The sequence below is a fragment of the Microbacterium sp. LWO12-1.2 genome, from assembly GCF_040675875.1.
GTDB lineage: Bacteria > Actinomycetota > Actinomycetes > Actinomycetales > Microbacteriaceae > Microbacterium.
In genome coordinates this window covers 879,555-905,984 of record NZ_JBEGII010000001.1, presented here as the reverse complement: position 1 = coordinate 905,984, position 26,430 = coordinate 879,555, and the positions used below count along the sequence as shown (strand labels likewise).

At 67.6% G+C, this 26,430-nt stretch carries 28 protein-coding genes; 6 read left to right on the top strand and 22 right to left on the bottom strand.

What is annotated here, in order from left to right:
- Positions 1–65 precede the first annotated feature (65 nt).
- The 15 genes from MRBLWO12_RS04230 to prmC all read right to left on the bottom strand — a co-directional run bounded on the left by MRBLWO12_RS04230 (position 66) and on the right by prmC (position 13,158).
- The gene (locus tag MRBLWO12_RS04230) at positions 66–1,049 is read right to left on the bottom strand and encodes an aldo/keto reductase (RefSeq protein WP_363553011.1); all 984 of its coding nucleotides are present in this window, start codon (positions 1,047–1,049) and stop codon (positions 66–68) included.
- 92 nt (positions 1,050–1,141) lie between these two features.
- Entirely contained in the window at positions 1,142–1,903 is a 762-nt protein-coding gene (locus MRBLWO12_RS04225; RefSeq protein WP_363553009.1) for a large exoprotein, read from the bottom strand.
- Positions 1,904–2,016: 113 nt separating this feature from the next.
- Positions 2,017–2,772, bottom strand: a complete 756-nt coding sequence (locus tag MRBLWO12_RS04220) for a YaaA family protein (protein ID WP_363553007.1) — start codon at positions 2,770–2,772, stop codon at positions 2,017–2,019.
- A 79-nt stretch (positions 2,773–2,851) separates the two neighbouring features.
- Positions 2,852–3,112, bottom strand: a complete 261-nt coding sequence (locus MRBLWO12_RS04215; RefSeq protein ID WP_363553005.1) for a F0F1 ATP synthase subunit epsilon — start codon at positions 3,110–3,112, stop codon at positions 2,852–2,854.
- 2 nt (positions 3,113–3,114) lie between these two features.
- Entirely contained in the window at positions 3,115–4,569 is a 1,455-nt protein-coding gene (atpD, locus tag MRBLWO12_RS04210) for a F0F1 ATP synthase subunit beta (protein WP_141872358.1), read from the bottom strand.
- A gap of 21 nt (positions 4,570–4,590) precedes the next feature.
- Positions 4,591–5,490 carry a F0F1 ATP synthase subunit gamma gene (locus MRBLWO12_RS04205; protein ID WP_363553003.1) on the bottom strand — a complete coding sequence of 300 codons (900 nt, stop codon included), beginning with the start codon at positions 5,488–5,490 and terminating at the stop codon, positions 4,591–4,593.
- A gap of 20 nt (positions 5,491–5,510) precedes the next feature.
- The gene (atpA, locus tag MRBLWO12_RS04200) at positions 5,511–7,151 is read right to left on the bottom strand and encodes a F0F1 ATP synthase subunit alpha (protein ID WP_363553001.1); all 1,641 of its coding nucleotides are present in this window, start codon (positions 7,149–7,151) and stop codon (positions 5,511–5,513) included.
- A 47-nt stretch (positions 7,152–7,198) separates the two neighbouring features.
- Positions 7,199–7,987: a F0F1 ATP synthase subunit delta gene (locus MRBLWO12_RS04195; RefSeq protein WP_363552999.1), complete on the bottom strand. Its 789-nt coding sequence runs from the start codon at positions 7,985–7,987 to the stop codon at positions 7,199–7,201.
- Positions 7,987–8,544: a F0F1 ATP synthase subunit B gene (locus tag MRBLWO12_RS04190; RefSeq protein ID WP_363552997.1), complete on the bottom strand. Its 558-nt coding sequence runs from the start codon at positions 8,542–8,544 to the stop codon at positions 7,987–7,989. Before MRBLWO12_RS04190 ends, MRBLWO12_RS04195 begins: the two co-directional genes overlap by 1 nt.
- 27 nt (positions 8,545–8,571) lie before the next feature.
- Positions 8,572–8,808, bottom strand: a complete 237-nt coding sequence (gene atpE, locus MRBLWO12_RS04185) for an ATP synthase F0 subunit C (RefSeq protein ID WP_042541851.1) — start codon at positions 8,806–8,808, stop codon at positions 8,572–8,574.
- Between the two features lie 43 nt (positions 8,809–8,851).
- Positions 8,852–9,661: a F0F1 ATP synthase subunit A gene (atpB, locus tag MRBLWO12_RS04180; protein WP_229673216.1), complete on the bottom strand. Its 810-nt coding sequence runs from the start codon at positions 9,659–9,661 to the stop codon at positions 8,852–8,854.
- A 111-nt stretch (positions 9,662–9,772) separates the two neighbouring features.
- A complete protein-coding gene (locus MRBLWO12_RS04175) occupies positions 9,773–10,345 on the bottom strand; it encodes a hypothetical protein (protein WP_363552995.1) in 573 nt (190 codons plus the stop codon).
- Positions 10,345–11,514: an MraY family glycosyltransferase gene (locus tag MRBLWO12_RS04170; RefSeq protein ID WP_363552993.1), complete on the bottom strand. Its 1,170-nt coding sequence runs from the start codon at positions 11,512–11,514 to the stop codon at positions 10,345–10,347. The genes MRBLWO12_RS04175 and MRBLWO12_RS04170 overlap by 1 nt, the downstream gene beginning before the upstream one ends.
- Positions 11,511–12,245, bottom strand: coding sequence for an L-threonylcarbamoyladenylate synthase (locus MRBLWO12_RS04165; protein WP_363552991.1), 735 nt, complete (start codon positions 12,243–12,245; stop codon positions 11,511–11,513). The genes MRBLWO12_RS04170 and MRBLWO12_RS04165 overlap by 4 nt, the downstream gene beginning before the upstream one ends.
- A 52-nt stretch (positions 12,246–12,297) precedes the next feature.
- Entirely contained in the window at positions 12,298–13,158 is an 861-nt protein-coding gene (gene prmC / locus MRBLWO12_RS04160) for a peptide chain release factor N(5)-glutamine methyltransferase (RefSeq protein ID WP_363552989.1), read from the bottom strand.
- A gap of 100 nt (positions 13,159–13,258) precedes the next feature.
- Here prmC and cysK point away from each other — a divergent pair, with 100 nt between their 5' ends.
- Both cysK and epsC read left to right on the top strand, forming a co-directional pair.
- Positions 13,259–14,197, top strand: coding sequence for a cysteine synthase A (gene cysK / locus MRBLWO12_RS04155; RefSeq protein WP_363552987.1), 939 nt, complete (start codon positions 13,259–13,261; stop codon positions 14,195–14,197).
- Between the two features lie 15 nt (positions 14,198–14,212).
- Positions 14,213–14,776 (top strand): serine O-acetyltransferase EpsC, encoded by a 564-nt coding sequence (gene epsC, locus MRBLWO12_RS04150; protein WP_363552985.1) that lies wholly within the window; start codon positions 14,213–14,215, stop codon positions 14,774–14,776.
- Positions 14,777–14,791: 15 nt separating this feature from the next.
- Here the strand turns inward: epsC and MRBLWO12_RS04145 are convergent, their stop codons facing one another.
- The 6 genes from MRBLWO12_RS04145 to lysA all read right to left on the bottom strand — a co-directional run bounded on the left by MRBLWO12_RS04145 (position 14,792) and on the right by lysA (position 22,093).
- Positions 14,792–15,196 (bottom strand): hypothetical protein, encoded by a 405-nt coding sequence (locus tag MRBLWO12_RS04145; RefSeq protein ID WP_363552983.1) that lies wholly within the window; start codon positions 15,194–15,196, stop codon positions 14,792–14,794.
- Positions 15,197–15,228: 32 nt separating this feature from the next.
- Positions 15,229–16,308, bottom strand: a complete 1,080-nt coding sequence (gene prfA, locus MRBLWO12_RS04140; RefSeq protein WP_363552981.1) for a peptide chain release factor 1 — start codon at positions 16,306–16,308, stop codon at positions 15,229–15,231.
- An 11-nt stretch (positions 16,309–16,319) separates the two neighbouring features.
- Entirely contained in the window at positions 16,320–18,254 is a 1,935-nt protein-coding gene (gene rho / locus MRBLWO12_RS04135; RefSeq protein WP_363552979.1) for a transcription termination factor Rho, read from the bottom strand.
- Between the two features lie 154 nt (positions 18,255–18,408).
- Entirely contained in the window at positions 18,409–19,347 is a 939-nt protein-coding gene (gene thrB, locus MRBLWO12_RS04130; protein WP_363552977.1) for a homoserine kinase, read from the bottom strand.
- A gap of 2 nt (positions 19,348–19,349) precedes the next feature.
- The gene (locus tag MRBLWO12_RS04125; RefSeq protein WP_363552975.1) at positions 19,350–20,654 is read right to left on the bottom strand and encodes a homoserine dehydrogenase; all 1,305 of its coding nucleotides are present in this window, start codon (positions 20,652–20,654) and stop codon (positions 19,350–19,352) included.
- On the bottom strand, positions 20,651–22,093 hold the full coding sequence (gene lysA, locus MRBLWO12_RS04120) for a diaminopimelate decarboxylase (RefSeq protein ID WP_363552973.1): 1,443 nt from the start codon (positions 22,091–22,093) through the stop codon (positions 20,651–20,653). Before lysA ends, MRBLWO12_RS04125 begins: the two co-directional genes overlap by 4 nt.
- A gap of 147 nt (positions 22,094–22,240) precedes the next feature.
- Here lysA and MRBLWO12_RS04115 point away from each other — a divergent pair, with 147 nt between their 5' ends.
- The 4 genes from MRBLWO12_RS04115 (at position 22,241) to MRBLWO12_RS04100 (ending at position 25,549) form a co-directional block, all read left to right on the top strand.
- Positions 22,241–23,290 carry a YihY/virulence factor BrkB family protein gene (locus MRBLWO12_RS04115; protein ID WP_363552971.1) on the top strand — a complete coding sequence of 350 codons (1,050 nt, stop codon included), beginning with the start codon at positions 22,241–22,243 and terminating at the stop codon, positions 23,288–23,290.
- 63 nt (positions 23,291–23,353) lie between these two features.
- Positions 23,354–24,265 carry an alpha/beta fold hydrolase gene (locus tag MRBLWO12_RS04110; protein WP_363552969.1) on the top strand — a complete coding sequence of 304 codons (912 nt, stop codon included), beginning with the start codon at positions 23,354–23,356 and terminating at the stop codon, positions 24,263–24,265.
- Entirely contained in the window at positions 24,234–24,815 is a 582-nt protein-coding gene (locus MRBLWO12_RS04105; RefSeq protein WP_363552967.1) for a TetR/AcrR family transcriptional regulator, read from the top strand. Before MRBLWO12_RS04110 ends, MRBLWO12_RS04105 begins: the two co-directional genes overlap by 32 nt.
- 2 nt (positions 24,816–24,817) lie before the next feature.
- On the top strand, positions 24,818–25,549 hold the full coding sequence (locus MRBLWO12_RS04100; protein ID WP_363552965.1) for an alpha/beta fold hydrolase: 732 nt from the start codon (positions 24,818–24,820) through the stop codon (positions 25,547–25,549).
- Positions 25,550–25,573: 24 nt separating this feature from the next.
- On the opposite strand, the gene MRBLWO12_RS04095 is transcribed toward MRBLWO12_RS04100, so the two are convergent.
- Positions 25,574–26,428 (bottom strand): DUF2993 domain-containing protein, encoded by an 855-nt coding sequence (locus MRBLWO12_RS04095; protein WP_363552963.1) that lies wholly within the window; start codon positions 26,426–26,428, stop codon positions 25,574–25,576.
- Positions 26,429–26,430 lie beyond the last annotated feature (2 nt).

Below are 26,430 nucleotides of genomic sequence, written 5' to 3'. Positions count from 1 at the left end.
GGATCTGCGACCAGTCGGGCGGCCACAGCGTACTCACACATCGTAGTGGAACTCACCCATCGCACTCATACTCGGGCCCCCGGGTCCTCAGGGAGGGGGAACAGTCGATCGATCATCGCGAGCTCGTCGGCGTCGGGACGCCACTCGTCACCGGCCTGCGCGTTGGCCTCGATCTGCGCGGCGGATGTGGCTCCGGCGATCACGCTCGACACCAGCGGATTCGCGAGCAGCCACCCGAAGGACGCCTGCAACATGGTGATGTCGCGGTCTGCGCAGAACGTGCGGAACTCGTCGATGGCGTCCCAGGGCGCGTTCTCCCAGACATGGCGGCGGCTGGACATGATGCGGCTGTCGGCGGGACCGCCCTCGCGGGTGAACTTGCCCGTGAGGAGACCGTTGTGAAGAGGGAAGAAGGGGAAGAAGCCGAGACCATAGCGCGCCACGGCGGGGAGCACCTCGCGCTCGGCGGCGCGGGCGAGCAACGAGTAGTGGTTCTGCGCGGAGATGAATCGCCCGGTCGACCGTTGACGCGATGTGAACTCGGCTTCCGCGATCTGCCAGCCGGCGAAGTTGGAATGACCGTAGTAGCGGATCTTCCCCTCCCCGACCAGCTCGTCCAGCGCATCGGTCGTCTCTGCGATCGGTGTCTCAGGGTCGGGGAGATGCAACTGGTAGAGGTCGATCCAGTCCGTACGCAGCCGGCGCAGGGACTCCTCGACCGCGCGACGCACGTAACGCCGAGAGCCGCGGCCGGCCGGGAAGTCATACCCCATGTCCCGTTCGTGACCGAACTTGGTGGCGAGCACGATGCGGTCACGACGTCCTTCGAGGGCCTCCCCCATGAGCGTCTCGCTCATACCTGGCTCGGCACCGTACATGTCGGCGGTGTCGAACAGGGTTATGCCGTTCGCGATCGCCGCGTCGATCACCTCCCGGGTGCCGGAGAGAGTCTCGGTGGCGGTGCCGGCGCGGCCGAAGTTGTTGCAGCCGAGGCCTGTGGGTGACACGACGAGACCGGACGCGCCGACACGGCGCTGCGACATGACCATGGCTTCCACGTTAGCCGAGGCGAACCGCCGTCACCTCTCACGCAACGCAGAGAGCCCCCGGCCGAAGTCGGGGGCTCTCTGCGTCACATGTCTCAGGCCGGGGGCTGAGTCGGGTCTGTCGGCGGCACGGGCGGTGCTGCGGGCGGAGCCGACGGAGCGGCGGGGGGTGCTGCGGGCGGAGCCGGCGGCGTGGCGGGCGGGACCGGGGGCACGGGTGCTCCGGTGGCCGGGGCCGCGGGAGCCGCGTATCCGGGCTGAGCCGGAGGCGCGTAGCCCTGCGGAGCCGGAGGCGTGTAGCCCTGCGGAGCCGGAGGTGCGTAACCCTGGGGAGCTGCACCGTACGCCTGCGGCGCCGCGGACGCGGACGGCTGCACGGGGATTCCCTGCCACACGGTCGTGTCGGTGAAGAGGCTGTTGCCGGCCCAGGGAGCGGGGACGATGTTCGGGTTCCAGCGCGACTTGTCAAAGGCGTTGATACCGAGCCACACGATACCCAGGAGCACCCAGAGGATGACCCAGACGGCGTCCTTCTGCAGCTTCAGGCCGATACGCCACGCGGCGAGGGCCATCACGACCGCGAGGGCGACACCGGTGAGGAAGTTGAGGTACGGGATGAGCGACAGCGCCATGGCGATCAGCACGACCCACGGTGAGACGTCGCCGAGCTTCGCGAAGATCAGGTAGTTGTACACCGGCACCCACGCGCGCCACTTGCCCTGCACGCCTGCTTTGTCGAAGATCTTCATCAGGAAGAGCGACACGAGTACGTATCCGGCGATCGCGAAGATGAAACCGATCACGAGCAGGATGCCGAGAACCGCTGCGGCACCTGTGTCGTAGTAGTAAGAATCCATGATCCCCTCCGGATCTGAACGAGCCGGCGCGATGCGCGCCGCGACACAACACTAGCGGCGAGACACCTGACGGGCAACGGCCCACGCGGGCAGAAGACCGCACGGAATCCACGTCACTCGGCGACGACGAGCTCCCAGACGCCGGGCGACTCAGAATCACGGAGGACGACATCATGCTTCTGCGCCCAGGAGCGCAAGGATCGCAGTGAGCCGATCCGCGGACGATCCTCCGCGAGCGCACGGACGAGCAGGCCCTTGGACTTCTTGTTGAAGTGGTTGAGGGCGCGCGATCCGTCTTCGCCATCCGTCACGACACGGACGTACGCCGACGGCACGGAAGCGGGCACAGGGCCGAGCGCGACATAGGCCTCACTGCGCAGGTCGAGGACGAATGGAGGCGCCTCCTCCGCGATCGCTATCTGCGTCGCCTCCGACCAGTGCCGGCGGAGCGCCGACAGGCCGGGCAGGGATGTACCCGCAGCGAGCCGGTACGCCGGGATCAGATCCAACGCCCCGATCGGACCGAGCGGCGCGCTGTGGATCCAGACGTGCGCGCCCAGCCAGCGTCGCGAGGCGGCTGACAGCGTGGCGGCGTCCAACGCATCGAAGAGCACGCCGGTATAGCGATCGACGGCAGGCATGGTCGGAGCATGCCGCAGCATCCGGTTGTGCTCGATGTCACCGAGCTGCCGGGCACTGAGCTTCAGTACCGACCGTGCAGTCGCTTCGTCACCGGCGAGATCGACCAGGGTATCCACGACCGCGGAGCGCTCCTCGTACAGAGCAGGAAGTACCAGACTGCGCAGGTCCAGCGGCGCGCCGGAACCGCCGGGCCGCTTGGTCTCCGACGGCGGGAGCAGGATCTTCATGAAACCTCGATACAGACAGACACGTCCGCCTCGGATCCCGGTGAAGGGAACCCGAGGCGGACGCGTCGAGGTGAACTACTCAGGCGATGAGGGCCGCGTTGCCGGCAACGATCGTCAGGGTTTCGCCCTCCATGGAGAGGAAGCCGTCCTGCGCGTTGGCGAGCACCTTGGTGCCATCGGTCTGGGTGATCCGGACCTGGCCCTCGGCGAGGATGGCCAGCACCGGCTCGTGGCCGGTCATGAAGCCGATCTCACCCTCGACGGTCTTGGCGACCACAAGGCTCGCCTCTCCCGTCCAGACCTCCGCGTCGGCGGAGACGAGGCTGACGTTGAGCGCCATGGTCAGCCGTTCTCCTTCTGGATCTTCGCCCACTGCTCTTCGACGTCGGAGATGCCACCGACGTTGAAGAAGGCCTGCTCGGCGACGTGGTCGAAGTCACCGCGGGTGATCGCATCGAACGACTCGATGGTCTCCTTGAGCGGGACGGTCGAACCCTCGACACCCGTGAACTTCTTGGCCATGTAGGTGTTCTGCGAGAGGAACTGCTGGATGCGACGTGCACGCGACACGACGATCTTGTCCTCTTCGGAGAGCTCGTCGACACCGAGGATCGCGATGATCTCCTGCAGTTCCTTGTTCTTCTGGAGGATCTGCTTGACGGTGGTGGCGACGCGGTAGTGGTCCTCGCCCAAGTACCGGGGGTCCATGATCCGCGACGTCGAGGTCAGCGGGTCGATGGCCGGGTACAGACCCTTCGACGCGATCTCACGAGAGAGCTCGGTCGTGGCGTCGAGGTGGGCGAAGGTGGTCGCCGGAGCCGGGTCGGTGTAGTCGTCGGCGGGCACGTAGATCGCCTGCAGGGAGGTGATCGAGTGGCCACGGGTCGACGTGATGCGCTCCTGGAGGAGACCCATCTCGTCGGCCAGGTTGGGCTGGTAGCCCACCGCGGACGGCATACGACCGAGAAGCGTGGAGACCTCGGAACCGGCCTGAGTGAAGCGGAAGATGTTGTCGATGAAGAGCAGCACGTCCTGCTTCTGCACGTCACGGAAGTACTCCGCCATCGTCAGAGCCGACAGGGCGACGCGCAGACGCGTTCCCGGCGGCTCGTCCATCTGGCCGAATACGAGGGCCGTCTTGTCGAAGACACCCGCCTCTTCCATCTCGTGGATCAGGTCGTTGCCCTCACGGGTACGCTCACCGACACCGGCGAACACCGACACACCACCGTGGTCCTGCGCGACGCGCTGGATCATCTCCTGGATGAGGACGGTCTTTCCGACACCGGCTCCACCGAACAGACCGATCTTTCCACCGAGCACGTACGGCGTCAGAAGGTCGATCGACTTGATGCCGGTCTCGAACATGGTGGTCTTCGACTCGAGCTGGTCGAAGTTCGGAGCCTTGCGGTGGATCGGCCAGCGCTCGGTGACCTCGATGGTCTCGCCGGGCTCGAGGTTGAGCACCTCGCCGATCACGTTGAAGACCTTGCCCTTGGTGACGTCACCGACGGGGACCGAGATGGCCTCACCGGTGTCGCGAACCTCCTGGCCGCGGACGATACCGTCGGTCGGCTTCAGGGCGATGGCACGAACGAGGTCGTCGCCGAGGTGCTGAGCGACCTCGAGCGTGATCTCGACCGAAGAGTCGCCGATCACGATCGTCGTCTTCAGCGCGTTGTAGATGTCGGGGATCGAGTCGTGCGGGAACTCGATGTCGACAACCGGACCGTTGACGCGTGCGACGCGCCCGACGACCGCGGTCGCCGGCTGGTCAGCCGTAGCGGTGGGGGTCATTTTCGTCTCTCTCCTGATGGTCTATTTGCTCGACGAGAGCGCGTCGGCGCCGCCGACGATCTCTGCGATCTGCTGCGTGATCTCCGCCTGACGCGCGTTGTTGCGCAGACGGGTGTAGTCGGTGATGAGCTTGTCGGCGTTGTCGCTGGCCGACTTCATCGCCTTCTGCGTCGCTGCCTGCTTGGCGGCAGACGACTGCAGGAGTGCGTTGAAGACGCGGCTCTGGATGTACACCGGCAGGATCGCGTCCAGCACGGTCTCGGCATCCGGCTCGAACTCGTACAGCGGGTAGATGGTGTTGCCCGCCTCCGACTCGTCGGCTTCCGAGATCTCCAGCGGGAGCAGACGCACGGACTCCGGCGTCTGCGTCATCATGCTGACGAAACGGTTGTACACGAGGTGGATCTCGTCCACGCCGCCCTCGACGCCACCGCGGGAGAAGTCCTCGAGAAGCTTCTGCGAGATCTCCTCCGCCGTGTGGAACGACGGGGTGTCGGTGTCGCCGGTCCACTCCGCAGCCGCCGCGATGCGACGGAACTGGAAGTAGCCGACGGCCTTGCGACCGACGAGGTAGAACACCGGCTCCTTGCCCTGCTCGCGCAGGAGCTCCGCCACCTCGAGACCCTCACGGAGGATCTGCGAGTTGAAGGCTCCGGCGAGACCGCGGTCCGAGGAGAAGATCACGACCGCGGAGCGGTGGATCGTCTCAGGCTCGCGGGTGAGCGGGTGGTCGACGTTCGAGTGCGTCGCGACGGCGGACACGGCCCTCGTCACGGCTCGCGCGAAGGGGCTGGACGCCTTGACGCGTGCCATCGCCTTCTGGATGCGCGAAGCCGCGATGAGTTCCATCGCCTTCGTGATCTTCTTGGTCGTCTGAGCAGAAGAGATCTTCTGCTTGTAGACCCTGAGTTGAGCGCCCATGAGTTCAGTACCTCACGCGATTACGCGCGACGGCCCTTGACGATCTTCTCCTGGTTGACGTCGTCCGCCTCCGCAGCCGCGTGCTCCTCGTGGCCGGGAGCGCCGATGCTGGCGCCCTTGCCACCCTGGAACTCCAGGATGAAAGCGTCGGTGTGCTTCTCGAGCTCTGCGACCGTGTCGTCATCGAGGACGTTGGTCTCGCGCAGGGTGTCGAGCACCTTGGTGTTGCGACGCAGGTAGTCAAGGAGCTCGCGCTCGAAGCGCAGGACATCCGAGACCTCGATCGTGTCGAGCTTGCCCTTCGTTCCGGCCCAGATCGAGACGACCTGCTCCTCGACGGGGTACGGCGAGTACTGCGGCTGCTTGAGCAGCTCGGTCAGACGCGCACCGCGGGAGAGCTGACGACGCGACGCCTGGTCGAGGTCGGACGCGAACATCGCGAACGCCTCGAGAGAGCGGTACTGAGCCAGCTCGAGCTTCAACGTACCCGAGACCTTCTTGATCGACTTGACCTGAGCGTCACCGCCGACTCGCGAGACCGAGATACCCACGTCGACCGCCGGACGCTGGTTCGCGTTGAAGAGGTCGGACTGCAGGAAGATCTGGCCGTCCGTGATCGAGATCACGTTGGTCGGGATGTACGCCGAGACGTCGTTGGCCTTGGTCTCGATGATCGGGAGACCCGTCATGGAACCGGCACCCAGCTCGTCGGACAGCTTCGCGCAACGCTCCAGCAGACGGGAGTGCAGGTAGAAGACGTCACCCGGGTACGCCTCACGGCCCGGCGGACGGCGCAGGAGGAGCGACACGGCGCGGTAGGCCTCAGCCTGCTTCGACAGGTCATCGAAGATGATGAGGACGTGCTTGCCGCCATACATCCAGTGCTGGCCGATGGCCGAACCGGTGTAGGGAGCGAGGTACTTGAAGCCGGCGGGGTCGGATGCCGGAGCGGCCACGATCGTGGTGTACTCCAGGGCACCGGCCTCTTCGAGCGCACCCTTCACCGAAGCGATGGTCGAGCCCTTCTGGCCGATGGCGACGTAGATGCAGCGGACCTGCTTGTTGACGTCGCCGGACTCCCAGTTGTCCTTCTGGTTGATGATCGTGTCGATCGCGATCGCCGTCTTACCGGTCTGGCGGTCACCGATGATCAGCTGACGCTGTCCACGGCCGACCGGGATCATCGCGTCGATGGCCTTGATGCCGGTCTGCATCGGCTCGTGGACCGACTTGCGCTGCATGACGCCGGGCGCCTGCAGCTCGAGCTCGCGGCTGCCCTCGGTCGCGATCGAGCCGAGGCCGTCGATCGGGTTGCCGAGCGGGTCGACCACGCGGCCCAGGTAGCCGTCGCCGACGGGCACGGAGAGGACCTCACCCGTACGGGTGACTTCCTGGCCGGCCTCGACGCCGGTGAAGTCGCCGAGCACGACGACACCGATCTGGTTCTGGTCGAGGCTCAGGGCGAGGCCCTTGGTGCCGTCGCCGAAGGTCACGAGCTCGTTGGCCATGACGCCGGGCAGGCCCTCGACATGCGCGATTCCATCCGCGGCGTCGATGACGGTGCCGACCTCGGTCGCCGCGGCCCCGGTGGGCTCGTAGGCGGCGGCGAAGTCCTTCAGCGCGTCACGGATGACGTCGGGGCTGATCGATAGTTCTGCCATTGTCTTCCCTTTGTATCTGGGTGCGCGGTTCCCCGCGCGAAGTCGTGTTAGCCCGCGAGCTTCTGGCGAAGGTCTGCGAGTCGAGCGGAGATGCTGCCGTCGATGACGTCATCGGCGATCTGCACGCGCAGGCCTCCGAGAACGGCAGGGTCGATGACGACGTTGAGCGAGACCTTGCCGTCGTAACGGCGCGAGAGTGCGTCGCTGAGACGGGTGCGCTGAGCTTCGTTCAGCTCGGACGCTGTGTGGACCGTCGCGACGACTCGACCGTTCTGGCTCGAGACGATGCGCATGGCGCGGTTCAGCAGCTGGCGGATGCGACGCTCGCGCGGCTGGCGCACGAGCGACGACACGATCAGCGCCGCAGGGGCGCTGACGGAACCGGCGAGCAGGCGATCGACGAGATCGACCTTGGCCTGTGCTCCCCCGAGGCGGGTGCCCAGGGCGAGTTCGAGCTCCGAGTTCGCCGCGATGACCCGGGAGAAGCCGAAGAGCTCCGCCTCGATGTCGGCACCGCTGTCGGAGATCGCAGCCGCGCGGATCGCGAGCTCCTCGATGCCGTCGACGAGCTCGCTCGCGTCGGACCAACGCTCGGAGACGACGGCCTTCAGCACGTCCCGCGTGTTCTGCGAGAACCCGCCGAAGACCGAGGCGACGACGTTCTGCCGTGCCTCGGCCGGAGCCGAGGCGTCAGCAAGCGCGCCGCTCAGATGCGACGATTCGCCCACGGCATGCGCCGCGGCGAAGAGCTCCCGCGAGGTGTCGAGGGTCACGCCGGATGCCGCGGCAAGCGCCTGAACGGATGCCGCAAGCGCCTGAGTGGTCGCGCTGCCCATTACTGGGCCGCCTTCTCGGATGCTTCGAGGTCGGCGAGGAAGCGGTCGACCACAGCCGTCGCACGTGCGTCATCGGACAGCGTCTCCCCGACCACGCCACCGGCGAGGTCGATGGCGAGCGTTCCGACCTCGCTGCGGAGCGAGACGAGAGCGGTCTGACGCTCGGCCTCGATCTGCGTGTGCGCGGTGGCGGTGATGCGGGCAGCTTCGCTGCTCGCAGCTTCCTTGGCCTCGGCGACGATCTTCTTGCCATCCTCGCGGGCGGCCTCACGGATCTCACCGGCTTCGGTGCGTGCCTCGGCCAGCTGACGCGTGTACTCCTCGAGCGCGGCCTCGGCCTGCTTCTGAGCCTCGTCAGCCTTGGCGATGTTCCCCTCGATGGCGGCGGACCGCTCGTCGAGCATCTTCGTCAGCTTGGGAAGGGCGACCTTCCACACGACGACGAGGATGATGAGGAACCACAGGCCCGACCAGATGATGTCGTACCACGCGGGGAGCAGCGGGTTGTTGGCCGCCTCACCCTCAGCCGCGAGGTTCGTGACAAGAGCGTTCAGCATCCTGTCTCCTTCTGAAGTCGGTGTGGATTACGGGAAGGGGATGAATCCGACGGCGATGCCGACGAATGCAAGCGCCTCGGTGAAGGCGATACCGATCCACATGAGGACCTGAAGACGGCCGGCCAGCTCGGGCTGACGGGCGACGCCCTCGATGGTCTTGCCGACGACGATGCCCACACCGATGGCCGGACCGATTGCAGCGAGGCCGTAGCCGACCGATGCGAGGTGACCGTTGATGTCTGCGAGAACCGTAGTTGCGTCCACGGGGTTTTTCCTTTCGTTGGGTGGGTGGCTTTCGCCGACCCGCTCAGTGCTCTTCTGCGACCGCGAGCTGGATGTAGACCGCGGTGAGGACGGTGAAGACGTATGCCTGGAGAACGGTGACCAGGATCTCGAACAGCGTGAATGCGCCGCCGAAGGCCAGGGTTCCGATACCGAGCGCCGCCCATCCCCCACCTGCGGTGAAGAAGAAGAACTGGGTGGCTGCGAAGCACAGCACCAGGATCATGTGTCCGACCACGAGGTTCATCAGGAGTCGCAGGGTCAGAGTGACCGGACGGATGATGAAGGTCGAGATCAGCTCGATCGGCGTGACGATGATGTACACCGGCCACGGCACGCCCGAGGGGAACAGCGCGTTCTTGAAGAAGTTCTTGGGGCTCTTCTTGATACCCGCGTAGATGAAGGTCACGTAGCTGACGAGTGCCAGCGTGAGCGGGACCGCGATGATGGCGGTTCCCGGCATGTTCAGGAACGGGATGATCCCGGTGACGTTCATGAAGAGGACCATGAAGAAGATGGTCGTCAGGATCGGGAGGAAGCGATCGCCGTCCTTGCGCCCGAGCAGATCGTGCGCGATGTTGGTGCGGACGAATCCGAGGCCCATCTCCACGAGGCTCTGTCCACGACCGGGGATCATCTTCATCCGGCGCGTGCCCAGCCAGAGGATGAGCACCACGACGATGACCGAGAGCAGCTGGATCAGGTGGATCCGGTTGATCGGGATCACACCGAAGACGTTGAAGAGGGTATCCGGGAAGAATTCGTCGATCGACGGACCGTGGAACTCACCATCAGAGGCGAGTCGCGGGGTCAGGGTCGCAGCAAGATTAAACAGCGCGGGCTCCAGCTTCGGGGCACCGGTCAGAACCGGGGCGACGATGGTCGGTGTGCTTCACTGCGCAAGCGCTCGCGGGAGAGCGGCGGGCACGTGTCAACACTATCAGAGTCAGATGGTGCGCGAGTCCGCGGGGCCCTCGTCTGCAGGCTTCTCCGGCACGATGTGATGCCGCCCCGGCGCGCGGTCCTCCGGCACCTCGGTGGGCAGGAACACACCCGGGGCGCGATCCTCTGGAGCCTCGGTCGGCAGCGAGGCATCGCTGACGTTCGGAAGCCGCATCTTGGTGAGCACGAGCACGTCGATCGCGAGCGACATGATGACGCCGGCGACGATCGAGAGGAAGAACACCATCGGGTGGATCCAGGGCTGGCCGCTCAGCACGATCATCACGACCACGAAGACGCCGAGCTTGAGGAGCCAGCCGCCGAGCACGATCGCGAAGAACAGCTGCACATACAGCGGATCGCCGAACCAGCGGTTCGCGATCAGGATGCTGATGCCGGTGATCGCGAGGAAGAGCGCGGCGAGCAGCACACCGAGCAGCCCGCTCACGAGTCCCTCCCCTCCTCCGACGAGGAAGCCGACGCCACCTGCCACGACCGCGAGGATCACCGTCGCGACCGCGGACCAGATCAGGGTGCGACGCAGGATGGGATTGCTGGACACGGGGTTCGGGCTCATCAGGACTCCAGGGAGGTCGGGTCGGGCGCGTGTGCCGTCGCCGGCTTCTTACGACGGGAGGGCATGAGGGTGATCAGCAGGCAGGCCACGATGCCCACCACGCCGAAGCCGACGCCGGGGAGGTACTGGCCGGGCCAGTCCTCGCGTGCGCCGACGTACATGAGCAGGACCGCGAGCGAGATCACGGCCGTCCATGCATAGAAGATGAGGACCGCGTCGCGGTCGCGGTGCCCGAGGTCGAGCATCCGGTGATGCAGGTGCTTCCGGTCGGGCGAGAACGGCGAGCGACCGGCACTCATGCGCCGCAGCACCGCCAGCCCGAAGTCCAGCAGCGGGAGAAGGACGACCAGGAGCGGCAGCAGGATCGGCAGGAATGCACCGACCAGCTGGGAGCGTCCCAGGCGCTCCGGGTCGAGCGAGGACGGATCCATCTGACCGGTGATCGAGATCGCCGACGTCGCCATCAGCAGACCGATGACGAGCGCACCGGAGTCCCCCATGAAGAGCTTTGCAGGACTCCAGTTCAAGGGCAGGAACCCGAGGCACGCACCGATCAGGACCGCGGCGATGAAGGTCGAGAGATTGAAATTGCTGGAGGCGCCGGAGTCGCGCGTGAAGATGTAGGAGTACGCGAAGAAGACGCCGTTGGAGATGAGGCACACGCCGGCGACGAGCCCGTCGAGTCCATCGATGAAGTTGACGGCGTTCATCACGATCACGATCGCGAACATGGTGATCGTGATGCTCAGCCAGCTCGAGACGACGATCAGGTCCCCGAAGGGCAGGGACAGGATCTGCAGGCCGCCGCCGACCGTGATGACCCCTGCCGCCAGGAACTGGGCACCGAGCTTGATCATCCAGTCGATGTCCCAGAGGTCGTCCACGACCCCGATGACGGCGATCAGCAGCGAGGCGGCGAGGATCGACCAGATCGTCTGTGGCGGCGTCCAGATGCTCTGGAAGAAGGGGTTGAGCGCGGAGAACCCGAATGCGGCGACGATGCCGAGGAAGATTGCGACTCCGCCGAGACGCGGAGTCGGCGTCGTGTGCACATCGCGCTCACGGATGCCCGGATAGAGCTTGTACCGCAGGCTCAGTCGCCAGACCGCCCAGGTCAGCGCGAACGTGATCGCGGCAGTGATGAGGATCGTGAAGAGATACTGCTTCACGAATCCCCGTCCTGGTGCTCCTCCTGCACGGCGTCCGCCGGCTGCTCCGGCTGCTCCTCCGGTTCGAGCAGGTCGCCGAGCACCTCGCGCAGCTGCTCGCGGGTGACCGCACCGTCGCGCAGGATGCGCACGACGGCGCCGTCGCCGTCCGAGCCGCGTCGCACCAGCGATGTCGCATCCACGATCGTCGAAGCGATGCCGTCCTTGCTGAGCCCGTCCGCCAGATACACCGCGACGCTGTCGCCCAGCATCTTCTCGGCGTCGAGTGCCGATATCGCGGCTTCACGGCCGGTGAGGTTCGCGCTCGAGACGGCGAGCGGCCCGGTCTCGGCGAGCAGTTCGAGCGCCACGCGCCCTTCGGGCATCCGCACCGCCACGGTCCCCATGGTCTCCCCCAGGTCCCACACGAGCGAGGGCTGCGCGGGAAGCACGATGGTCAGCCCACCGGGCCAGAACGCGTCGACGAGGCGCTGCACAGGCTCGGGGACGGACTCTGCAAGAGCCGCGAGCGTGTCGACCGAACCGATCAGCACGGGCGGCGGCTGATTGCGCCCCCTCCCCTTCGCGTCGAGCAGACGCTGCACCGCGGCAGGCGAGAACGCGTCGGCGGCGACGCCGTAGACGGTGTCGGTGGGCATGACGATGAGCTCGCCGCGGCCGATGGCCTGGCGTGCGTGCCGCATTCCGGCGAGCAGCTGCGCCTCGTCGTGGCAGTCGAAGATGGAGGACATGACGGTTCGATTCTATCCGGGGACGACGGGGCTGATGCTCGGAGGCGCCTGATCAGGGGCGCACTGCCGTGGTGGCACGATCACGGAGGGTCAGATCACGATGGGTCGCTGCGGCACGCCACCCGTCGGCGCTGAGGATCTCTCGGATCGATTGGCCCTGCAGTTCCCCATGCTCGATCACGAGCAGGCCACCAGGTCGGAGCAGTTCCGCCGCCCTTGTGCTCAGCACCCGCACCAGGTCGAGCCCGTCGGCTCCCCCGTACAGCGCCATCGCCGGATCGAACAGACGGACCTCGGGGTCACGCGGGATGGCGTCATCGGGAACATATGGAGGGTTGGAGATCACCACGGACGCGGTGCCGTCGAGCTCGCGGAATGCGTCCGCCAGATCCGCGAGGACCAAAGTGAGGTTCTCGACCCCACTCGTGTTGCGGCTCGCCCAGGCGTGTGCCTCGGGAGAGAGCTCGGCGGCGAAGATCCGCGCGTGGCGCACCTCGGTCGCCATCGCCAGCGCGATCGCACCGCTCCCGGTTCCGAGGTCGATACCGATGGGAGCAGCCTCCGGCGCGTTCAGCAGCGCATCGATTGCGAACTGCACGACTGTCTCGGTCTCAGGGCGCGGGACGAAGACCCCAGGGCCGACCTGCAGTTCGAGATGGCGGAACGGCGCGGTGCCGGTGATGTGCTGCAGCGGCTCACGGCCGGCGCGACGCACGACGAGGGCATCGATGCGCTCCACGTCCGACACGTCCACCGCGTCACCGCGGATCAGGGCGGCCTGCACCTCTCCACGACGCAGACCGAGCACATGACCGGCGAGGAGTTCGGCGTCGACCAGCGGATCGGGGACGCCGGCGTCGGCGAGACGCTGCGCCGCGCCGCGCACGAGGGCGGCGAGAGTGTTCACGGACATGGCTTCCAGCGTAGAGCGCCGGAGGGTGTCACAATGCCGACCACTGAGTCGACCTCGCATAGGCTGGTGCCGCACTGACCCGCATCAGGAAGGCTCTCCCATGCCCGGCATCCATTCCGACATCACGACCGCATTCGGCAACACCCCGCTCGTCCGGCTGAACAGCGTCACGGAAGGCCTGGGGGCGACTGTGCTCGCCAAGCTGGAGTACTACAACCCCGCCTCGAGCGTGAAGGACCGCATCGGCATCGCGATGATCAACGCGGCTGAGGCCTCCGGAGAGCTCAAGCCCGGCGGCACGATCGTGGAGTCCACCAGCGGCAACACCGGCATCGCTCTGGCCATGGTGGGAGCGGCGCGCGGCTACAAGGTCATCCTGACGATGCCGGCGTCCATGTCGAAGGAGCGGCGGGTGCTGTTGAAGGCATTCGGCGCCGAGATCGTCCTGACCGACCCCACCAAGGGCATGAGCGGTGCGATCGAGGTCACGAAGCAGATCGTGGCCGACACCCCCGGTGCCATCTGGATCCGGCAGTTCGAGAACGCCGCGAACCCGCAGATCCACCGCGAGACCACCGCACCGGAGATCCTGAGGGACACCGACGGCAACGTCGACATCTTCATCGCCGGCGTCGGCACCGGTGGCACCGTGACCGGCACCGGCCAGGCGCTGAAGGCGGCGAAGCCCGACGTGCAGGTCATCGCCGTGGAGCCCAAGGACTCCCCCGTTCTCAGCGAGGGCCACCCCGGCCCTCACAAGATCCAGGGCATCGGCCCGAACTTCGTACCGGCGATCCTCGACCGCGACGTGATCGACGAGGTCATCACCGCCGAGTTCGAGGAGTCGATCCAGGTGGCACGCCGGCTGATGGCCGAGGAGGGTCTGCTCGTCGGGATGTCCTGCGGCGCCGCAGTATCCGCGGCTCTCAAGGTCGCAGCGCGGCCCGAGAATGCCGGCAAGACGATCGTCGTCATCCTGCCCGACACCGGCGAACGCTATCTCTCGACCGCGCTCTTCGAGGACCTTCGCGAAGACTGACGGGGACGCACCAGCATGATCGGTCGAATGCGCGAGGACATCGCGGCTGCGCGGCTCCGCGACCCGGCGGCGCGCAGCGGCGTCGAGGTCGCACTGCTCTACCCTGGGCTGCACGCGATCTGGGCGCACCGGGTGTCGCACGCGCTGTGGCGGCGGGGATTCCGTCTGCCCGCCAGAGCAGGATCGCAGATCGCGCGGTGGCTCACCGGCGTCGAGATCCACCCGGGAGCGCAGATCGGGCGGCGGTTCTTCATCGATCACGGCATGGGAGTCGTGATCGGTGAGACCGCGGAGATCGGTGACGACGTGATGCTGTACCACGGCGTGACGCTCGGCGGCCGCACTCGCGAATCGGGTAAGCGGCACCCGACGTTGGGCGACGGAGTCGCGGTCGGCGCTGGTGCGAAGATCCTCGGCCCGATCACGATTGGCGCCGGTTCCGTCGTCGGTGCGAATGCGGTGGTCACGCGAGACGCTCCGGACGACAGCATCCTGATCGGGATCCCTGCGAAACCCCGTCACCGCCTCGTCGGCGAGGACACGCGCGCGCTGCTCACCGCACCCGACTACTCGATCTGACTCCGCGGCGTCGTCTCAGCGACGGCCGCGCACTTCCTTCACCTTGCGCTTGACGAAGATCATGGGGATCAGCACGCTGCCCAGCGCCGTCACGAGCCAGACGATCACGGAGCCGAGGATCCAGCCGGCCGCGTCGGTGATGCGCAGGCCCCCCACGGGCAGCAGCACCACGATCACCAGCGCGATGAGCGTCGAGAAGATCCCGATCCCGCCGAGCAGTACCGGTGCATAGCGATCGGCGAGCTTGCTGATCCAGGGCGAGAGGATGCTCTGCAGCACCGCGAAGATCAGGATGCAGAGCACGAAGCCCCACCACTTCGACCATTCGATCTGGAACCCGTCGAGGACGAGGTCCGCGACGATGAGCCCGATGGCGGCTGACAGGAGGTAGATGCCTGCGCGGAAGAGGAGTGTGATCACGCGCTGAGCCTATCGCCCCGCGGGATCGAAGCTCAGGATTCGGAGCCGACGGCGGCCAGACGCGCTTCCTCGTCTGCGGAGATCGCCGAGCTGATGAGCGGCTCCAATGCGCCGTCCATCACCTGGTCGAGGTTGTACGCCTTGAACCCCGTGCGGTGATCCGCGATGCGGTTCTCCGGGAAGTTGTACGTGCGGATCCGCTCAGAACGGTCCATGCCGCGGATCTGCGACTTGCGAGCATCGGATGCCGCGGCGTCGAGTTCCTCCTGCTGCTTGGCGAGCAGACGCGCACGCAGCACTCGCATCGCGGCATCACGGTTCTGCAGCTGCGACTTCTCGTTCTGCATCGACACCACGATCCCGCTGGGCAGGTGGGTGATGCGCACGGCGGAGTCCGTCGTGTTGACCGACTGTCCCCCAGGACCGGACGAGCGGAACACGTCGATCTTGAGGTCGTTCTGGTTGATCGCGATCTCGTCGGGCTCGTCGACCTCGGGGAACACCAGCACACCGGTGGTCGACGTGTGGATGCGCCCCTGAGACTCGGTCGCCGGCACGCGCTGCACGCGATGCACGCCGCCTTCGTACTTCAGATGCGCCCAGACGCCCTGCGCCGGATCCGATGAGGACCCCTTGATCGCGACCTGCACGTCCTTGTAGCCACCGAGGTCGGACTCGTTGCGCTCGAGCAGCTCGGTCTTCCAGCCCTTCGACGCGGCGTACTGGATGTACATACGCAGCAGGTCGGCGGCGAACAGCGCCGATTCCGCACCGCCCTCCCCCGCCTTGATCTCCATGATCACGTCACGCGCATCGTCGGGGTCGCGAGGGATCAGCAGTCGCCGGAGCTTCTCCTGCGCCTGCTGCAGCCCTTCTTCGAGCACCGGCACCTCGGCGGCGAACGTCTCGTCCTCACGGGCGAACTCGCGCGCGGCGTCCAGGTCGTCGGTTGCCGCGACCCATGCCTCGTACGCCGCCACGATCCTCGACAGCTCGGCGTAGCGGCGGTTGACGCGCTTCGCCCGCGCGGCGTCGGCGTGCACCGCCGGGTCGGAGAGTTCCTCCTGCACCCGGCGATGCTCGTCGATCAACGCCTGAACGGACTCGAACACAGCGGTTCCGCTCAGCGGATGTTGTTGTCGTGCCCGTGACCGCCGGAGGGCAGCGTGGGGATCGACTTCTGCATCTGCACCAGGAACTCGACGTTGGAGTTGGTCTCCTTGAGCTTGCCGAGCACGACCTCGAGGGCCTGCTGCTGGTCGAGGCCGGCGAGGGCGCGACGCAGCTTCCACGTGATCTTGACCTCGTCGGCCGAGAGCAGCATCTCTTCACGGCGGGTGCTCGACGCGTTGACGTCGACCGCGGGGAAGATGCGCTTGTCGGCGAGCGAGCGCGACAGGCGCAGCTCGCTGTTGCCGGTGCCCTTGAACTCCTCGAAGATGACCTCGTCCATCTTGGAACCGGTCTCGACGAGCGCGGTCGCGAGGATCGTGAGAGATCCACCGTTCTCGATGTTGCGCGCGGCGCCGAAGAAGCGCTTGGGCGGGTACAGCGCGGATGCGTCGACGCCACCGGTCAGCACACGACCCGACGCCGGGGCGGCGAGGTTGTAGGCACGGCCGAGGCGCGTGATCGAGTCGAGCAGCACGACGACGTCGCGACCCAGCTCGACCAGGCGCTTGGCGCGCTCGATCGCGAGCTCGGCGACCGTGGTGTGGTCCTCTGCGGGGCGGTCGAAGGTCGAGGCGATGACCTCGCCCTTCACGGTGCGCTCCATGTCGGTGACCTCTTCGGGGCGCTCGTCGACCAGCACGACCATGAGGTGGACCTCGGGGTTGTTCTGCGCGATCGCGTTGGCGATCTGCTGCAGCACGATCGTCTTGCCGGCCTTGGGCGGCGCGACGATGAGACCGCGCTGACCCTTTCCGATGGGGGCGACCAGGTCGATGATGCGCTGCGTGAGCTTCTCGGGCGCCGTCTCCAGACGCAGGCGCTCCTGCGGGTAGAGCGGGGTGAGCTTGCCGAACTCGACGCGGGTGGCGGCGTCGTCGATCGACAGGCCGTTGATCGAGTCGACCTTGACGAGGGCGTTGTACTTCTGACGTCCGGGCTGGTCGCCCTCGCGCGGCTGCTTGATCGATCCGACGATCGCGTCGCCCTTGCGCAGGTTGTACTTCTTGACCTGACCGAGCGACACGTAGACGTCGCTGGGGCCGGCGAGGTAGCCGGTGGTGCGCACGAAGGCGTAGTTGTCGAGCACGTCGAGGATGCCGGCGATCGGGATCAGGACGTCGTCCTCACCGATCTCGGTGTCGAACTCGTCCGTCGGGGCACCGCTGCGGCGCTTGTTGCGCTGGCGGTTGCGACCGTTTCCGGACTGGTCGTCGTCGGCGGCCGGCTGGGCCTGCTGCTGCTGGTCCTGTGCCGCACCGTTCTGGCCGCGGCCTCGGTTGCGGCTGCGGTTGCGGTTGCGGCTGCGGCCGCCCTGCTCGTCGCCATCGGCGGAGTCGGACGACCCCTCGGAGGAGGGCTGCGCGTCAGCAGGGGCCGATTCGGCGGGCTGCTCGGCTGCGGGTGCGTCGGCTGCGGGCTTCTGCGCACCGCGGCGACCACGGCCACTGGTCTTGGGGGCGGCTTCGGCCGGAGCCTCGGCCTGGTTGCTCTCTGCCGGCTTCTCGGCTGCCGGCTTCTCGGCTGCCGGCTTCTCGGCGGCCGGAGCCTCGGCCGGGGCGGCAGGGGCCTCGGCGGGAGCGGCAGGCGCCTCTGCGTCAGCCTTCTTGGCGCGGCTGCGGCGCGGCGCCTTCGCCTTCGGAGCCGCCTCGGCAGCGGGGCCGTCGGCCGCAGGTGCGGCTGCGGGTGCGTCGGCGGCAGGTGCAGCCTCCGCCTGCGCAGCGGCGGCCTTCTCGGCCTTCGCAGCGGCAGTCGCGCTGGTGGCGCGGCGAGGCGCACGCTTGCGAGCCGGGGCGGCCTCCGTGGCCGCATCGGTGTTCGCGGCAGCAGCCGGCGCTTCGGCGACCGGAGCGGACTGGTCGTTCTGGGTCTCGGAGAAATTCTCCACGAGTACTCCCTCGTGTGTCATGGGAAAAGAGCGTTGTACGCGCACAACGGGTGCTGCGCGCGATCGCACGGGCTGACGCTCGGCGCCAGCCGGCCTGGGCACGTGTGCCAAGGGGTTCGCGTGCGGGTCTTGCAGAGTTGCAATGGGGCCAGATTCACGAAGCTTCGTGGAAGCCCTCCGCTCGATCCCCCACTGTACCACCACGTACGTCGACGGCGAGCAGCAGCGCCTCCCACGGGGTGTCGGTCACGTCGTTCGCCAATTCGACGGCATCCTGACGGCTGCCGGGGCCGTCGGCGAGCACCAGCACGCTGGGTCCCGCTCCCGAGACGACCGCCGCGAACCCTGCGCCGCGCAGAGCCTGCACCAGGCGCTGCGTCTCAGGCATGGCCTCGGCGCGGTAGTCCTGGTGGAGTCGGTCGGCGGTCGCATCCAAGAGCAGTTCCGGGCTCTGCATCAGCGCGGCGATGAGCAGCGCCGACCGCGAGACGTTGAACACGGCATCCGCCGTGGACACGTGAGGCGGCTGCAGAGAGCGGGCCTGAGAGGTCGACATCGTGTATGCCGGCACGAGCACGAGCGGCGACACTCCGCGGTGCACCAGGAGCTTCTTGTGCTGCGGGCCGCGCTCGCCCATCCAGGCGATCGTCAGGCCGCCGAACAGCGCAGGCGCGACATTGTCGGGGTGCCCTTCGATCTCGGTTGCGAGTCGCAGCAGGTCGCCGTCGCCGATCTCGACGTCGCCTTCCAGCAGCCCCTTGGCTGCCAGCACGCCGGCGGCCACCGCAGCGCCCGAAGAGCCGAGACCGCGGCCGTGCGGGACGCCGTTCTCGGCGACGATCCGCAGTCCCGGCAGGGAGCGTCCGGCGTCGGCGTACACGTGAGCGATCGTGCGGACGATGAGGTTGGTCTCGTCGCGGGGGATCTCATCGGCGCCGGACCCGGAGACCTCGATCTCGAGGGTACCGGCCGGGAGTTCCGTGATCTGCAGCGTGTCGTAGACGCTGAGAGCCAGACCCAAAGTGTCGAATCCGGGTCCGAGGTTCGCGCTGGTGGCGGGGACGCGCACCTCGACGGTGCGGCCCTGCGCCATCGTCACTCGCCTTCCACGCGCAGCACGGAGACCACGCGCTCGACCACGGAGCTGCCGGCCAGGGCGTCGACGGTCGCGCTGAGCGCACTCTCGGCGGCGCGGTGCGTGCCGATGATCAGACGCGCAGTCGGCTCGGCCTCACCTTCGACCGTCTGCACGACAGTGGCGACGGAGACTCCGCCGTCGCTGAGGATGCCAGCGACCGTGGCCAGCACGCCGGGCGCATCCGCGACCTCGAGCGTGATCTGGTACCGCGTGGTGACGTGCCCGATCGGGACGATGGGCATGTTGGCTCTGGTCGACTCCCCCACCCCGACGCCGCCGGCGATGTGGCGGCGGGCTGCGGACACGACGTCACCGAGCACGGCGGATGCGGTCTGCACTCCCCCGGCGCCCGCGCCGTAGAACATCAGCGACCCGGCGGCCTCTGCCTCCACGAAGACGGCGTTGTTCGCGCCGTGCACGGATGCGAGCGGGTGCGACTGGGGCACGAGTGCCGGGTAGACGCGCACCGAGATCGACTCGTCGCCGTTGGCCTCGATGCGTTCGCAGACCGCGAGCAGCTTGATCACGAAGCCCGCAGACCGAGCCTCCTCGATCATCGACGCCGTGATCGAGGAGATGCCCTCGCGATGCACGGCATCCAGAGGCACGGCGGTGTGGAACGCCAGGCTCGCCAGGATCGCGGCCTTCTGCGCCGCGTCGTAGCCCTCGACGTCTGCTGTGGGGTCCGCCTCGGCGTAGCCCAGACGCTGCGCGTCGGCGAGCACGTCCGCGAAGTCGGCGCCCTCGGTGTCCATCCGGTCGAGGATGTAGTTCGTGGTGCCGTTGACGATGCCCATGATCCGCACCACGCGGTCGCCGGCGAGCGAATCGCGCAGCGGACGGATGATCGGGATGGCTCCGGCCGCGGCAGCCTCGTAGTAGACGGAAGCCCCGACGCGGTCGGCGGCTTCGAAGAGTTCGGGCCCGTGAGTGGCGAGAAGGGCCTTGTTCGCCGTCACCACGTCGGCGCCGGACCCGATCGCCTGCAGGATGTTGGTGCGCGCGGGCTCGATGCCACCGATCAGCTCGATCACGATGTCCGCCCCGAGGATCAGGGATTCCGCGTCGGTCGTGAACAGCTCCCGCGGGAGGTCGACGTCGCGGGGAGCGTCGAGGTTGCGCACGGCGATGCCCGCCAGTTCCAGGGAGGCTCCGGCGCGATCGGCGAGCTCGTCTCCGTGGCGCAGCAGGAGTGCTGCGACCTGGGAGCCGACAGCCCCGGCGCCGAGAAGCGCCACACGAAGTCGTCGGTACTCTGTCATCTTGCTCCTTCTGAGGTGGACGGACGCGATCGGTCGGACACGTGTCCGCCGTCGATGCCCGCGTCCCGCGCGAGCAGATCGTCGATGGTCTCGCCTCGAACGATCACTCGGGACTCCCCGTCGCGCACGGCGATCACGGGAGGGCGCGGAACATGGTTGTAGTTGCTCGCCAGCGAGACGCAGTAGGCGCCCGTGGCCGGAACGGCGAGCAGATCACCCGGGACGAGATCGTCCGGGAGGTATTCGTGGTCGACGACGATGTCACCGGATTCGCAGTGCTTTCCGACGACGCGGCTGAGCTGCGGAGAGCCGTCACCGACCCGTGAGGCCAGTCGAGCGGAGAACTGGGCACCGTACAGGGCAGGGCGCGCGTTGTCGCTCATGCCGCCGTCGACGCTGATGTAGCGGCGGACGGCACCGGACTCGACCGTGACGTCCTTGGTCGTGCCGACCTCGTACAGCGTCACACCGGCGGTGCCGACGATCGCCCTGCCGGGTTCGAACGAGAGTGCCGGCACGGCGATCCCGCGGGCATCGCACCCCTGCGCGACGGCGGCGACGATCTCTGCGGCCAGCTCGTCGATCGGAGTCGGGTCGTCGATGCGCGTGTACGCGATGCCGAAGCCTCCTCCGAGGTTCAGCTGAGGGACGGGTCCGCTCTCGAGAAGGGTCGCGTGCAGTTCGAGCACGCGGGACGCCGATTCCCGGAACCCGGCGACGCCGAAGATCTGCGAGCCGATGTGGCAGTGCAGCCCGGCGAAGTCCAGACCGGGGATCTCGCGGATCCGCGCGACGGCCCGCTCTGCCTCCGGCAGCGGGAAACCGAACTTCTGATCCTCGTGCGCCGTGGCGAGGAAGTCGTGCGTCTCGGCGTGGACACCGCTGATGACGCGGACGAAGACCCGCTGGACCGCGCCGGTGCGTGCAGTGATGGCAGACAACCGCTCGATCTCGATGTCACTGTCGACGATGATCGACCCCACACCGACGTCGACGGCGCGCTGCAGCTCCGCGGTGGACTTGTTGTTGCCGTGGAAGCCGATCGCGGCAGGGGCGACGCCTGCGGCGAGCGCGACCTCGAGCTCTCCTCCGGTGCAGACGTCGACACGGAGTCCTTCGTCGACGACCCAGCGGGCGATCGTGGTGCACAGGAATGCCTTGCCGGCGTAGTACACCTGCGCCGTGGTCCCGTGGTCTGCCGCGGCCTTGTCGAAGGCGCTGCGGAAGGCTCTCGCGCGCGTGCGCACTTCGTCCTCGTCGATCACGAGAAGGGGCGTGCCGTAGGTCTGGGCGAGATCGGTCGCGCTGAGGCCCGCGAGGACGAGTGCACCATCGGCGTCACGGATGGCGGAGGCAGGCCAGACGCCGTCGGCGAGGTCGTTCGCGTCGTCGGGCTCGACGAGCCACTCCGGGGCGAGCGAGTCGGCAGGGGAAAGCAATGAGCACCAATCGTGGGACGGATCTCGGGCTGAACACGCACATCGAGGTTGACCCGATTCTAGGGCACCGGCACCTGCCCTTCCGTCATGGTGTCGTGCGGCGTCAAGCCCCTGGGACTGTCCCCCTCGGCCTCATAGGGTGGGAGCGTGGTGAACACCGAATCGCGATCCGAATCCCCCGCCCGTCCCGGCATCGTCGAGCGCGTGACCGGCCCGATCATCGCCTGGGCCCTCGGGCGCCGCCTGGTGCGTGCCGCCCTGCTCTACTCGGAGCGCCGCGGCCCGATGCTCGCCGACAGCGTCACCTATCGCGCACTGTTCAGCGTCTTCGCCGGCGTGCTCCTGGGGTTCTCCATCGCCGCGCTCTGGTTGGCGGGAAACCCGGTGGCGTGGCAGGCGATCATCGATGCGGTGCAGTCCGTCGTGCCCGGGCTGATCGGCGAAGGCGGGGTGATCGACACCGATGCGCTGAAGGCACCGGCCACCCTCTCGATCGCCGGTGTGATCTCGCTCGTCGCACTGTTGGGTTCCGCCCTCGGGGCGATCGGCTCGCTGCGCACGGCCGTCCGCATCCTCGCCGGCACCGCGCACGACGACATCCTCTGGATCTGGGTCCTGCTGCGCAATCTCGGCCTGGCGCTCGCGATCGGCCTCTCGTTCGTCGCCGCGGCCTTCCTCACCTTCGCAGGGCAGCTCGGCGTCACCTGGCTCAGCGGCCTTCTCGGTCTGTCCGAAGATTCTCCGCTCGTGCTCTGGGGCGTACGCGCACTGTCGCTCCTGGTCGTGTTCGCGCTGGATGCGGCCCTCATCGCCGGCATATTCCGCGTGCTGTCCGGCGTGCGGGCGTCTGCGCGTTCGCTCTGGGTCGGCGCCCTGTTCGGTGCCGTCGGCCTCCTCGTGCTCCAGGAGCTTTCCGGGCTGTTCATCGGGGGCGCGACGAGCAATCCGCTCCTCGCCTCGTTCGCGTCGCTGCTCGCCCTGCTGATCTGGCTGAACTTCTCGGCGCAGGTGATCCTGATCGCATGCGCCTACGTCGTGACAGCCGAGGAGGAGGCGAAGGACCGCGTGCACGCCCGCTTCGGTGCCACGACGTTCCCGCAGCGCCGCCTCCAGCGGGCGGAGGTCGACGTACGCGTTGCCACAGCCGAGTTGCGCGCGGCCCAGGAGGCGCTGGTCGAGGAGAAGCCGAAGAGCTGAACCGCCGGGACCCGCGCACGTTGTGACCGTTTCCGATATCTTGGTCACAACGAAGGGACGTGCATGGAGCAGCGACGCCGGCAGATCGCACTCTCGATCGGCATGGTCTCTTACATGGAGTGGTTCCCCTCCGCCGAGACCGGCTCCCCCGTGCTGCTCCTGCATGGCGGAGGGGCAGACAGCGCGATGCTCTCCTGGGGTGAGGTGGCGCCGGCGTTGGCGGACGCGGGGCATCGGGTGATCGCCCCGGATCACCCGGGTTTCGGACGCAGTCCGCGCCTGAACGCCCCGCTCACGCAAGAGCGACTCGTCGACTACCTCGCTGAATTCGTCGATGCCCTCGGTCTCGACGGCTACGTGGTCGGTGGTCTCTCACTGGGCGGCGGCCTGAGCCTCGGCCACCTGCTCACGCACCCCGGACGAGCCCGCGGTGCCATCCTCCTCGGCACGTACGGAGTGATGCCACGCCTGACCGACGGCCCTTTCAGCGCTCTCACACACTTCCTGACGTTCACGCTGCTGCGCACCGGTCTGCTGAACGCGATGACCACGATGTACTCCCGCAGCCCCACCGCGATGGAGCGGGGTTTGAAGGACATCGTGCGCAACGAGGGGGCCCGCACGCCCGCGCTCCTCGCCGCGGTGATGGTCGAGGCCCAGAAGGGAACCGGGCTGGCCGTCTTCGGCGAGTGGCAACGCGATCAAGTTCTCTGGAACCGCTTGCGCACGGTCTACTCCGACCGCCTGCCGGCCATCACCGTCCCTGTGCTGCTCGTCCACGGCGGGCAGGACCGCGGAGTTCCGCCGGCACGTGCCGAGAAGGCCGCTGCCTCCATCCCGCGCTCCGCACTCGTGGTCGTGCCAGGTGCAGGACATTGGGTTCAGCGTGATCGACCCGACCTCGTGATTCCCGCCATCATCGAGCATCTGAGGAGGATCGACGATGCCACGCCCGCTGGTACCGAATCGACGTGAACGCATCCTCGACGCCGCGGAGAGCCTGATCCTCGCACACGGGTTCGATGCGGTGAGCGTTGCCACGATCGCCGCGCACGGGGGCATCGGAAAGGGCGCCGTCTACCTCGAGTTCGCCGGCAAGCGCGCGATCCTCGACGACCTGCTGCGCCGCGCCACGGGCCGAGTGCGAGCGCGCGTGCAGGAGGACGTCGGTGACGACCCGAGTCTGGGCACGGCGTATCGGGCTGCGGCCCGCGCGGTGCTCTCCGATCGGCTGATGACGGCGGCGTTCCTCGACGACGAGGGCGTACTGGGACGACATGCGGATACCGTGTCCGATGCGCGCTACCGGGTTCGCCACCGCGCGGTGGTCGAGTGGGTGCGGGCGCTGCAGCGACAAGGGCGGATCGCCGCGGATGTCGTGCCGGAACACCTGGCGCTGGCGTTGTCGAGCGCCACCATCGGGCTGCTCTCCGCGGCTCGTCTGCTCGGTCCGATGGGGCCGCACGACCTGGAAGGTGCGATCGATGCGCTGGGCACGATGGCCGCGACCTTCGAGAGAGGCTGACCATGCACGTATCGATATCCGGTGAGGCGCAGAGCACGCCCCTGCTCCTCCTGCACGGTGGCGGGGTCGCCGGGTGGATGTGGGAGCCGACGCGTCGATACCTCGCCGACGACCGCCGTCTGCTCGTCCCCGATCTGCCCGGGCACGGGCGCAGCGCCGACCAGGACTACGTCTCTCATGACGACGCGGTGGAGCAGCTGGTGGCAGTCATCGAGCGAGAGGAGCGTCCGATCGCGGTGGTGGGCTTCTCACTCGGCGCGCAGCTCGCGGTGCTGTTGGCGGCGCGGCGCCCCGATCTCGTGGATCGCGTGGCCGTCGTCAGCGCACAGACCATCCCGCTCCCTGCGCCCGGTCCGATGCTCGCCCTCCTGCGCGCCACCGCAGGTCTCGCGAAGAAGGAGTGGTTCGCGAGGGTGCAGGCATCGGCTCTGTTCGTGCCGGAAGACCTGATGCCCCTGTACGTGCAGACCTCCGCAGGCATCTCCCGTGACACCCTGCTGCACGCGGTGGGCGACAACATCGCCTTCCGCGTGCCCGACGGGTGGAACAGGTTCCCCGGCCCCGCACTGATCCTCGCCGGCGCACAGGAGAAGCCGCTCATGAAGAAGTCGGCCGCACTCCTGCACGCGGCACTCCCGCAGAGCACGCTGGAGATCGTCGAGGGGTGCGGTCATGGCATCCCTCTGCAGCAGCCCTCGTGGTTGGCTCGACGGATCGAGGCGTGGCTCGGCTGACCAGCCGGACGGACGCACCGATTCTCAGGACGTCGCGCAGACGCCCTTCTCCAGCAGCGTCTCGTCCGTGACGATCGCTCCGTCCACATCGATGTCGATGACCGCCTCGCTGCCGACGATCTCCAGCCCCGTCAGCGTGAGACCAGCGGGCAGCTGGTCTGCGATGCAGATCTGCTGGGTCTGAGTGAGACTCTCCCCGAGCGAGCCCAAGGTCGACCCGACCTGGCCGGCATCGATCACCAGGCCTCCCACGCTCAGTTCGACCGGAGTGAGTTCGAGGTCGCCCTCCGCCGCACCGGGCGTCACGGTCAGCGCGACAGGGATGTCGATGCCGAGGACGGACACCGTGCCGGACACCGTGGCGTTCGGAGCCTCGAACGCGACCGTGTCGACCGGGAGATCGGTGTCGGCGAGGAGCGCGGTGAACTGCGTCTGATCGATGCGGATCGTGCCGGAGGCTCCGCCCAGATCGCCTCCGCGGAGAGGAACACCCGTGGCTGTCACATCGGCGGCGCCCGTGATCCCCTCCAGAGTCACGGAATCCGTGGACAGGTGCAGGCTGTCGAGCGTGCCTCCGATCAGCTGAGGCAGCAGGATGCCGTCCGCCTCGACGTCGAGTTGCTGATCAGCGGGCAGGTTCAGCTCGTCGATCACGAGCGAACGGACGACTCCGGGCAGCACGGCGCGCGCGATGAACTCCGCAGCGACGACCAGCACCCCCAGCACCACCACGACGATCAGCAGCACCCAGGGCCACCGGCGCCGCTTCGGGCGCGGCGGTGTCTCAGCCTGCTCCGCGGCGTTCTGTCCCGGGATCACGAGCGTCTCGTGCTCGGCGGCGGCGTCCGGGTACGGGAGGGTGTGGTTGTCGTCGCTCATGG

What these genes read in the sequence shown, in the direction of transcription:
- MRBLWO12_RS04165 (WP_363552991.1), bottom strand. Translation starts at nt 12,245, where the DNA reads ATGTCCTCCATCTTCGACTGCCACGACGAGGCGCAGCTGCTCGCCGGA.
- MRBLWO12_RS04230 (WP_363553011.1), bottom strand. Translation starts at nt 1,049, where the DNA reads ATGGTCATGTCGCAGCGCCGTGTCGGCGCGTCCGGTCTCGTCGTGTCA.
- MRBLWO12_RS04205 (WP_363553003.1), bottom strand. Translation starts at nt 5,490, where the DNA reads ATGGGCGCTCAACTCAGGGTCTACAAGCAGAAGATCTCTTCTGCTCAG.
- epsC (WP_363552985.1), top strand. Translation starts at nt 14,213, where the DNA reads ATGATCGGTCGAATGCGCGAGGACATCGCGGCTGCGCGGCTCCGCGAC.
- MRBLWO12_RS04110 (WP_363552969.1), top strand. Translation starts at nt 23,354, where the DNA reads ATGGAGCAGCGACGCCGGCAGATCGCACTCTCGATCGGCATGGTCTCT.
- thrB (WP_363552977.1), bottom strand. Translation starts at nt 19,347, where the DNA reads ATGGCGCAGGGCCGCACCGTCGAGGTGCGCGTCCCCGCCACCAGCGCG.
- MRBLWO12_RS04215 (WP_363553005.1), bottom strand. Translation starts at nt 3,112, where the DNA reads ATGGCGCTCAACGTCAGCCTCGTCTCCGCCGACGCGGAGGTCTGGACG.
- atpD (WP_141872358.1), bottom strand. Translation starts at nt 4,569, where the DNA reads ATGACCCCCACCGCTACGGCTGACCAGCCGGCGACCGCGGTCGTCGGG.
- cysK (WP_363552987.1), top strand. Translation starts at nt 13,259, where the DNA reads ATGCCCGGCATCCATTCCGACATCACGACCGCATTCGGCAACACCCCG.
- MRBLWO12_RS04220 (WP_363553007.1), bottom strand. Translation starts at nt 2,772, where the DNA reads ATGAAGATCCTGCTCCCGCCGTCGGAGACCAAGCGGCCCGGCGGTTCC.
- MRBLWO12_RS04175 (WP_363552995.1), bottom strand. Translation starts at nt 10,345, where the DNA reads ATGAGCCCGAACCCCGTGTCCAGCAATCCCATCCTGCGTCGCACCCTG.
- MRBLWO12_RS04195 (WP_363552999.1), bottom strand. Translation starts at nt 7,987, where the DNA reads ATGGGCAGCGCGACCACTCAGGCGCTTGCGGCATCCGTTCAGGCGCTT.
- MRBLWO12_RS04190 (WP_363552997.1), bottom strand. Translation starts at nt 8,544, where the DNA reads ATGCTGAACGCTCTTGTCACGAACCTCGCGGCTGAGGGTGAGGCGGCC.
- atpA (WP_363553001.1), bottom strand. Translation starts at nt 7,151, where the DNA reads ATGGCAGAACTATCGATCAGCCCCGACGTCATCCGTGACGCGCTGAAG.
- MRBLWO12_RS04095 (WP_363552963.1), bottom strand. Translation starts at nt 26,428, where the DNA reads ATGAGCGACGACAACCACACCCTCCCGTACCCGGACGCCGCCGCCGAG.
- MRBLWO12_RS04125 (WP_363552975.1), bottom strand. Translation starts at nt 20,654, where the DNA reads ATGACAGAGTACCGACGACTTCGTGTGGCGCTTCTCGGCGCCGGGGCT.
- MRBLWO12_RS04105 (WP_363552967.1), top strand. Translation starts at nt 24,234, where the DNA reads ATGCCACGCCCGCTGGTACCGAATCGACGTGAACGCATCCTCGACGCC.
- MRBLWO12_RS04225 (WP_363553009.1), bottom strand. Translation starts at nt 1,903, where the DNA reads ATGGATTCTTACTACTACGACACAGGTGCCGCAGCGGTTCTCGGCATC.
- prmC (WP_363552989.1), bottom strand. Translation starts at nt 13,158, where the DNA reads ATGTCCGTGAACACTCTCGCCGCCCTCGTGCGCGGCGCGGCGCAGCGT.
- MRBLWO12_RS04100 (WP_363552965.1), top strand. Translation starts at nt 24,818, where the DNA reads ATGCACGTATCGATATCCGGTGAGGCGCAGAGCACGCCCCTGCTCCTC.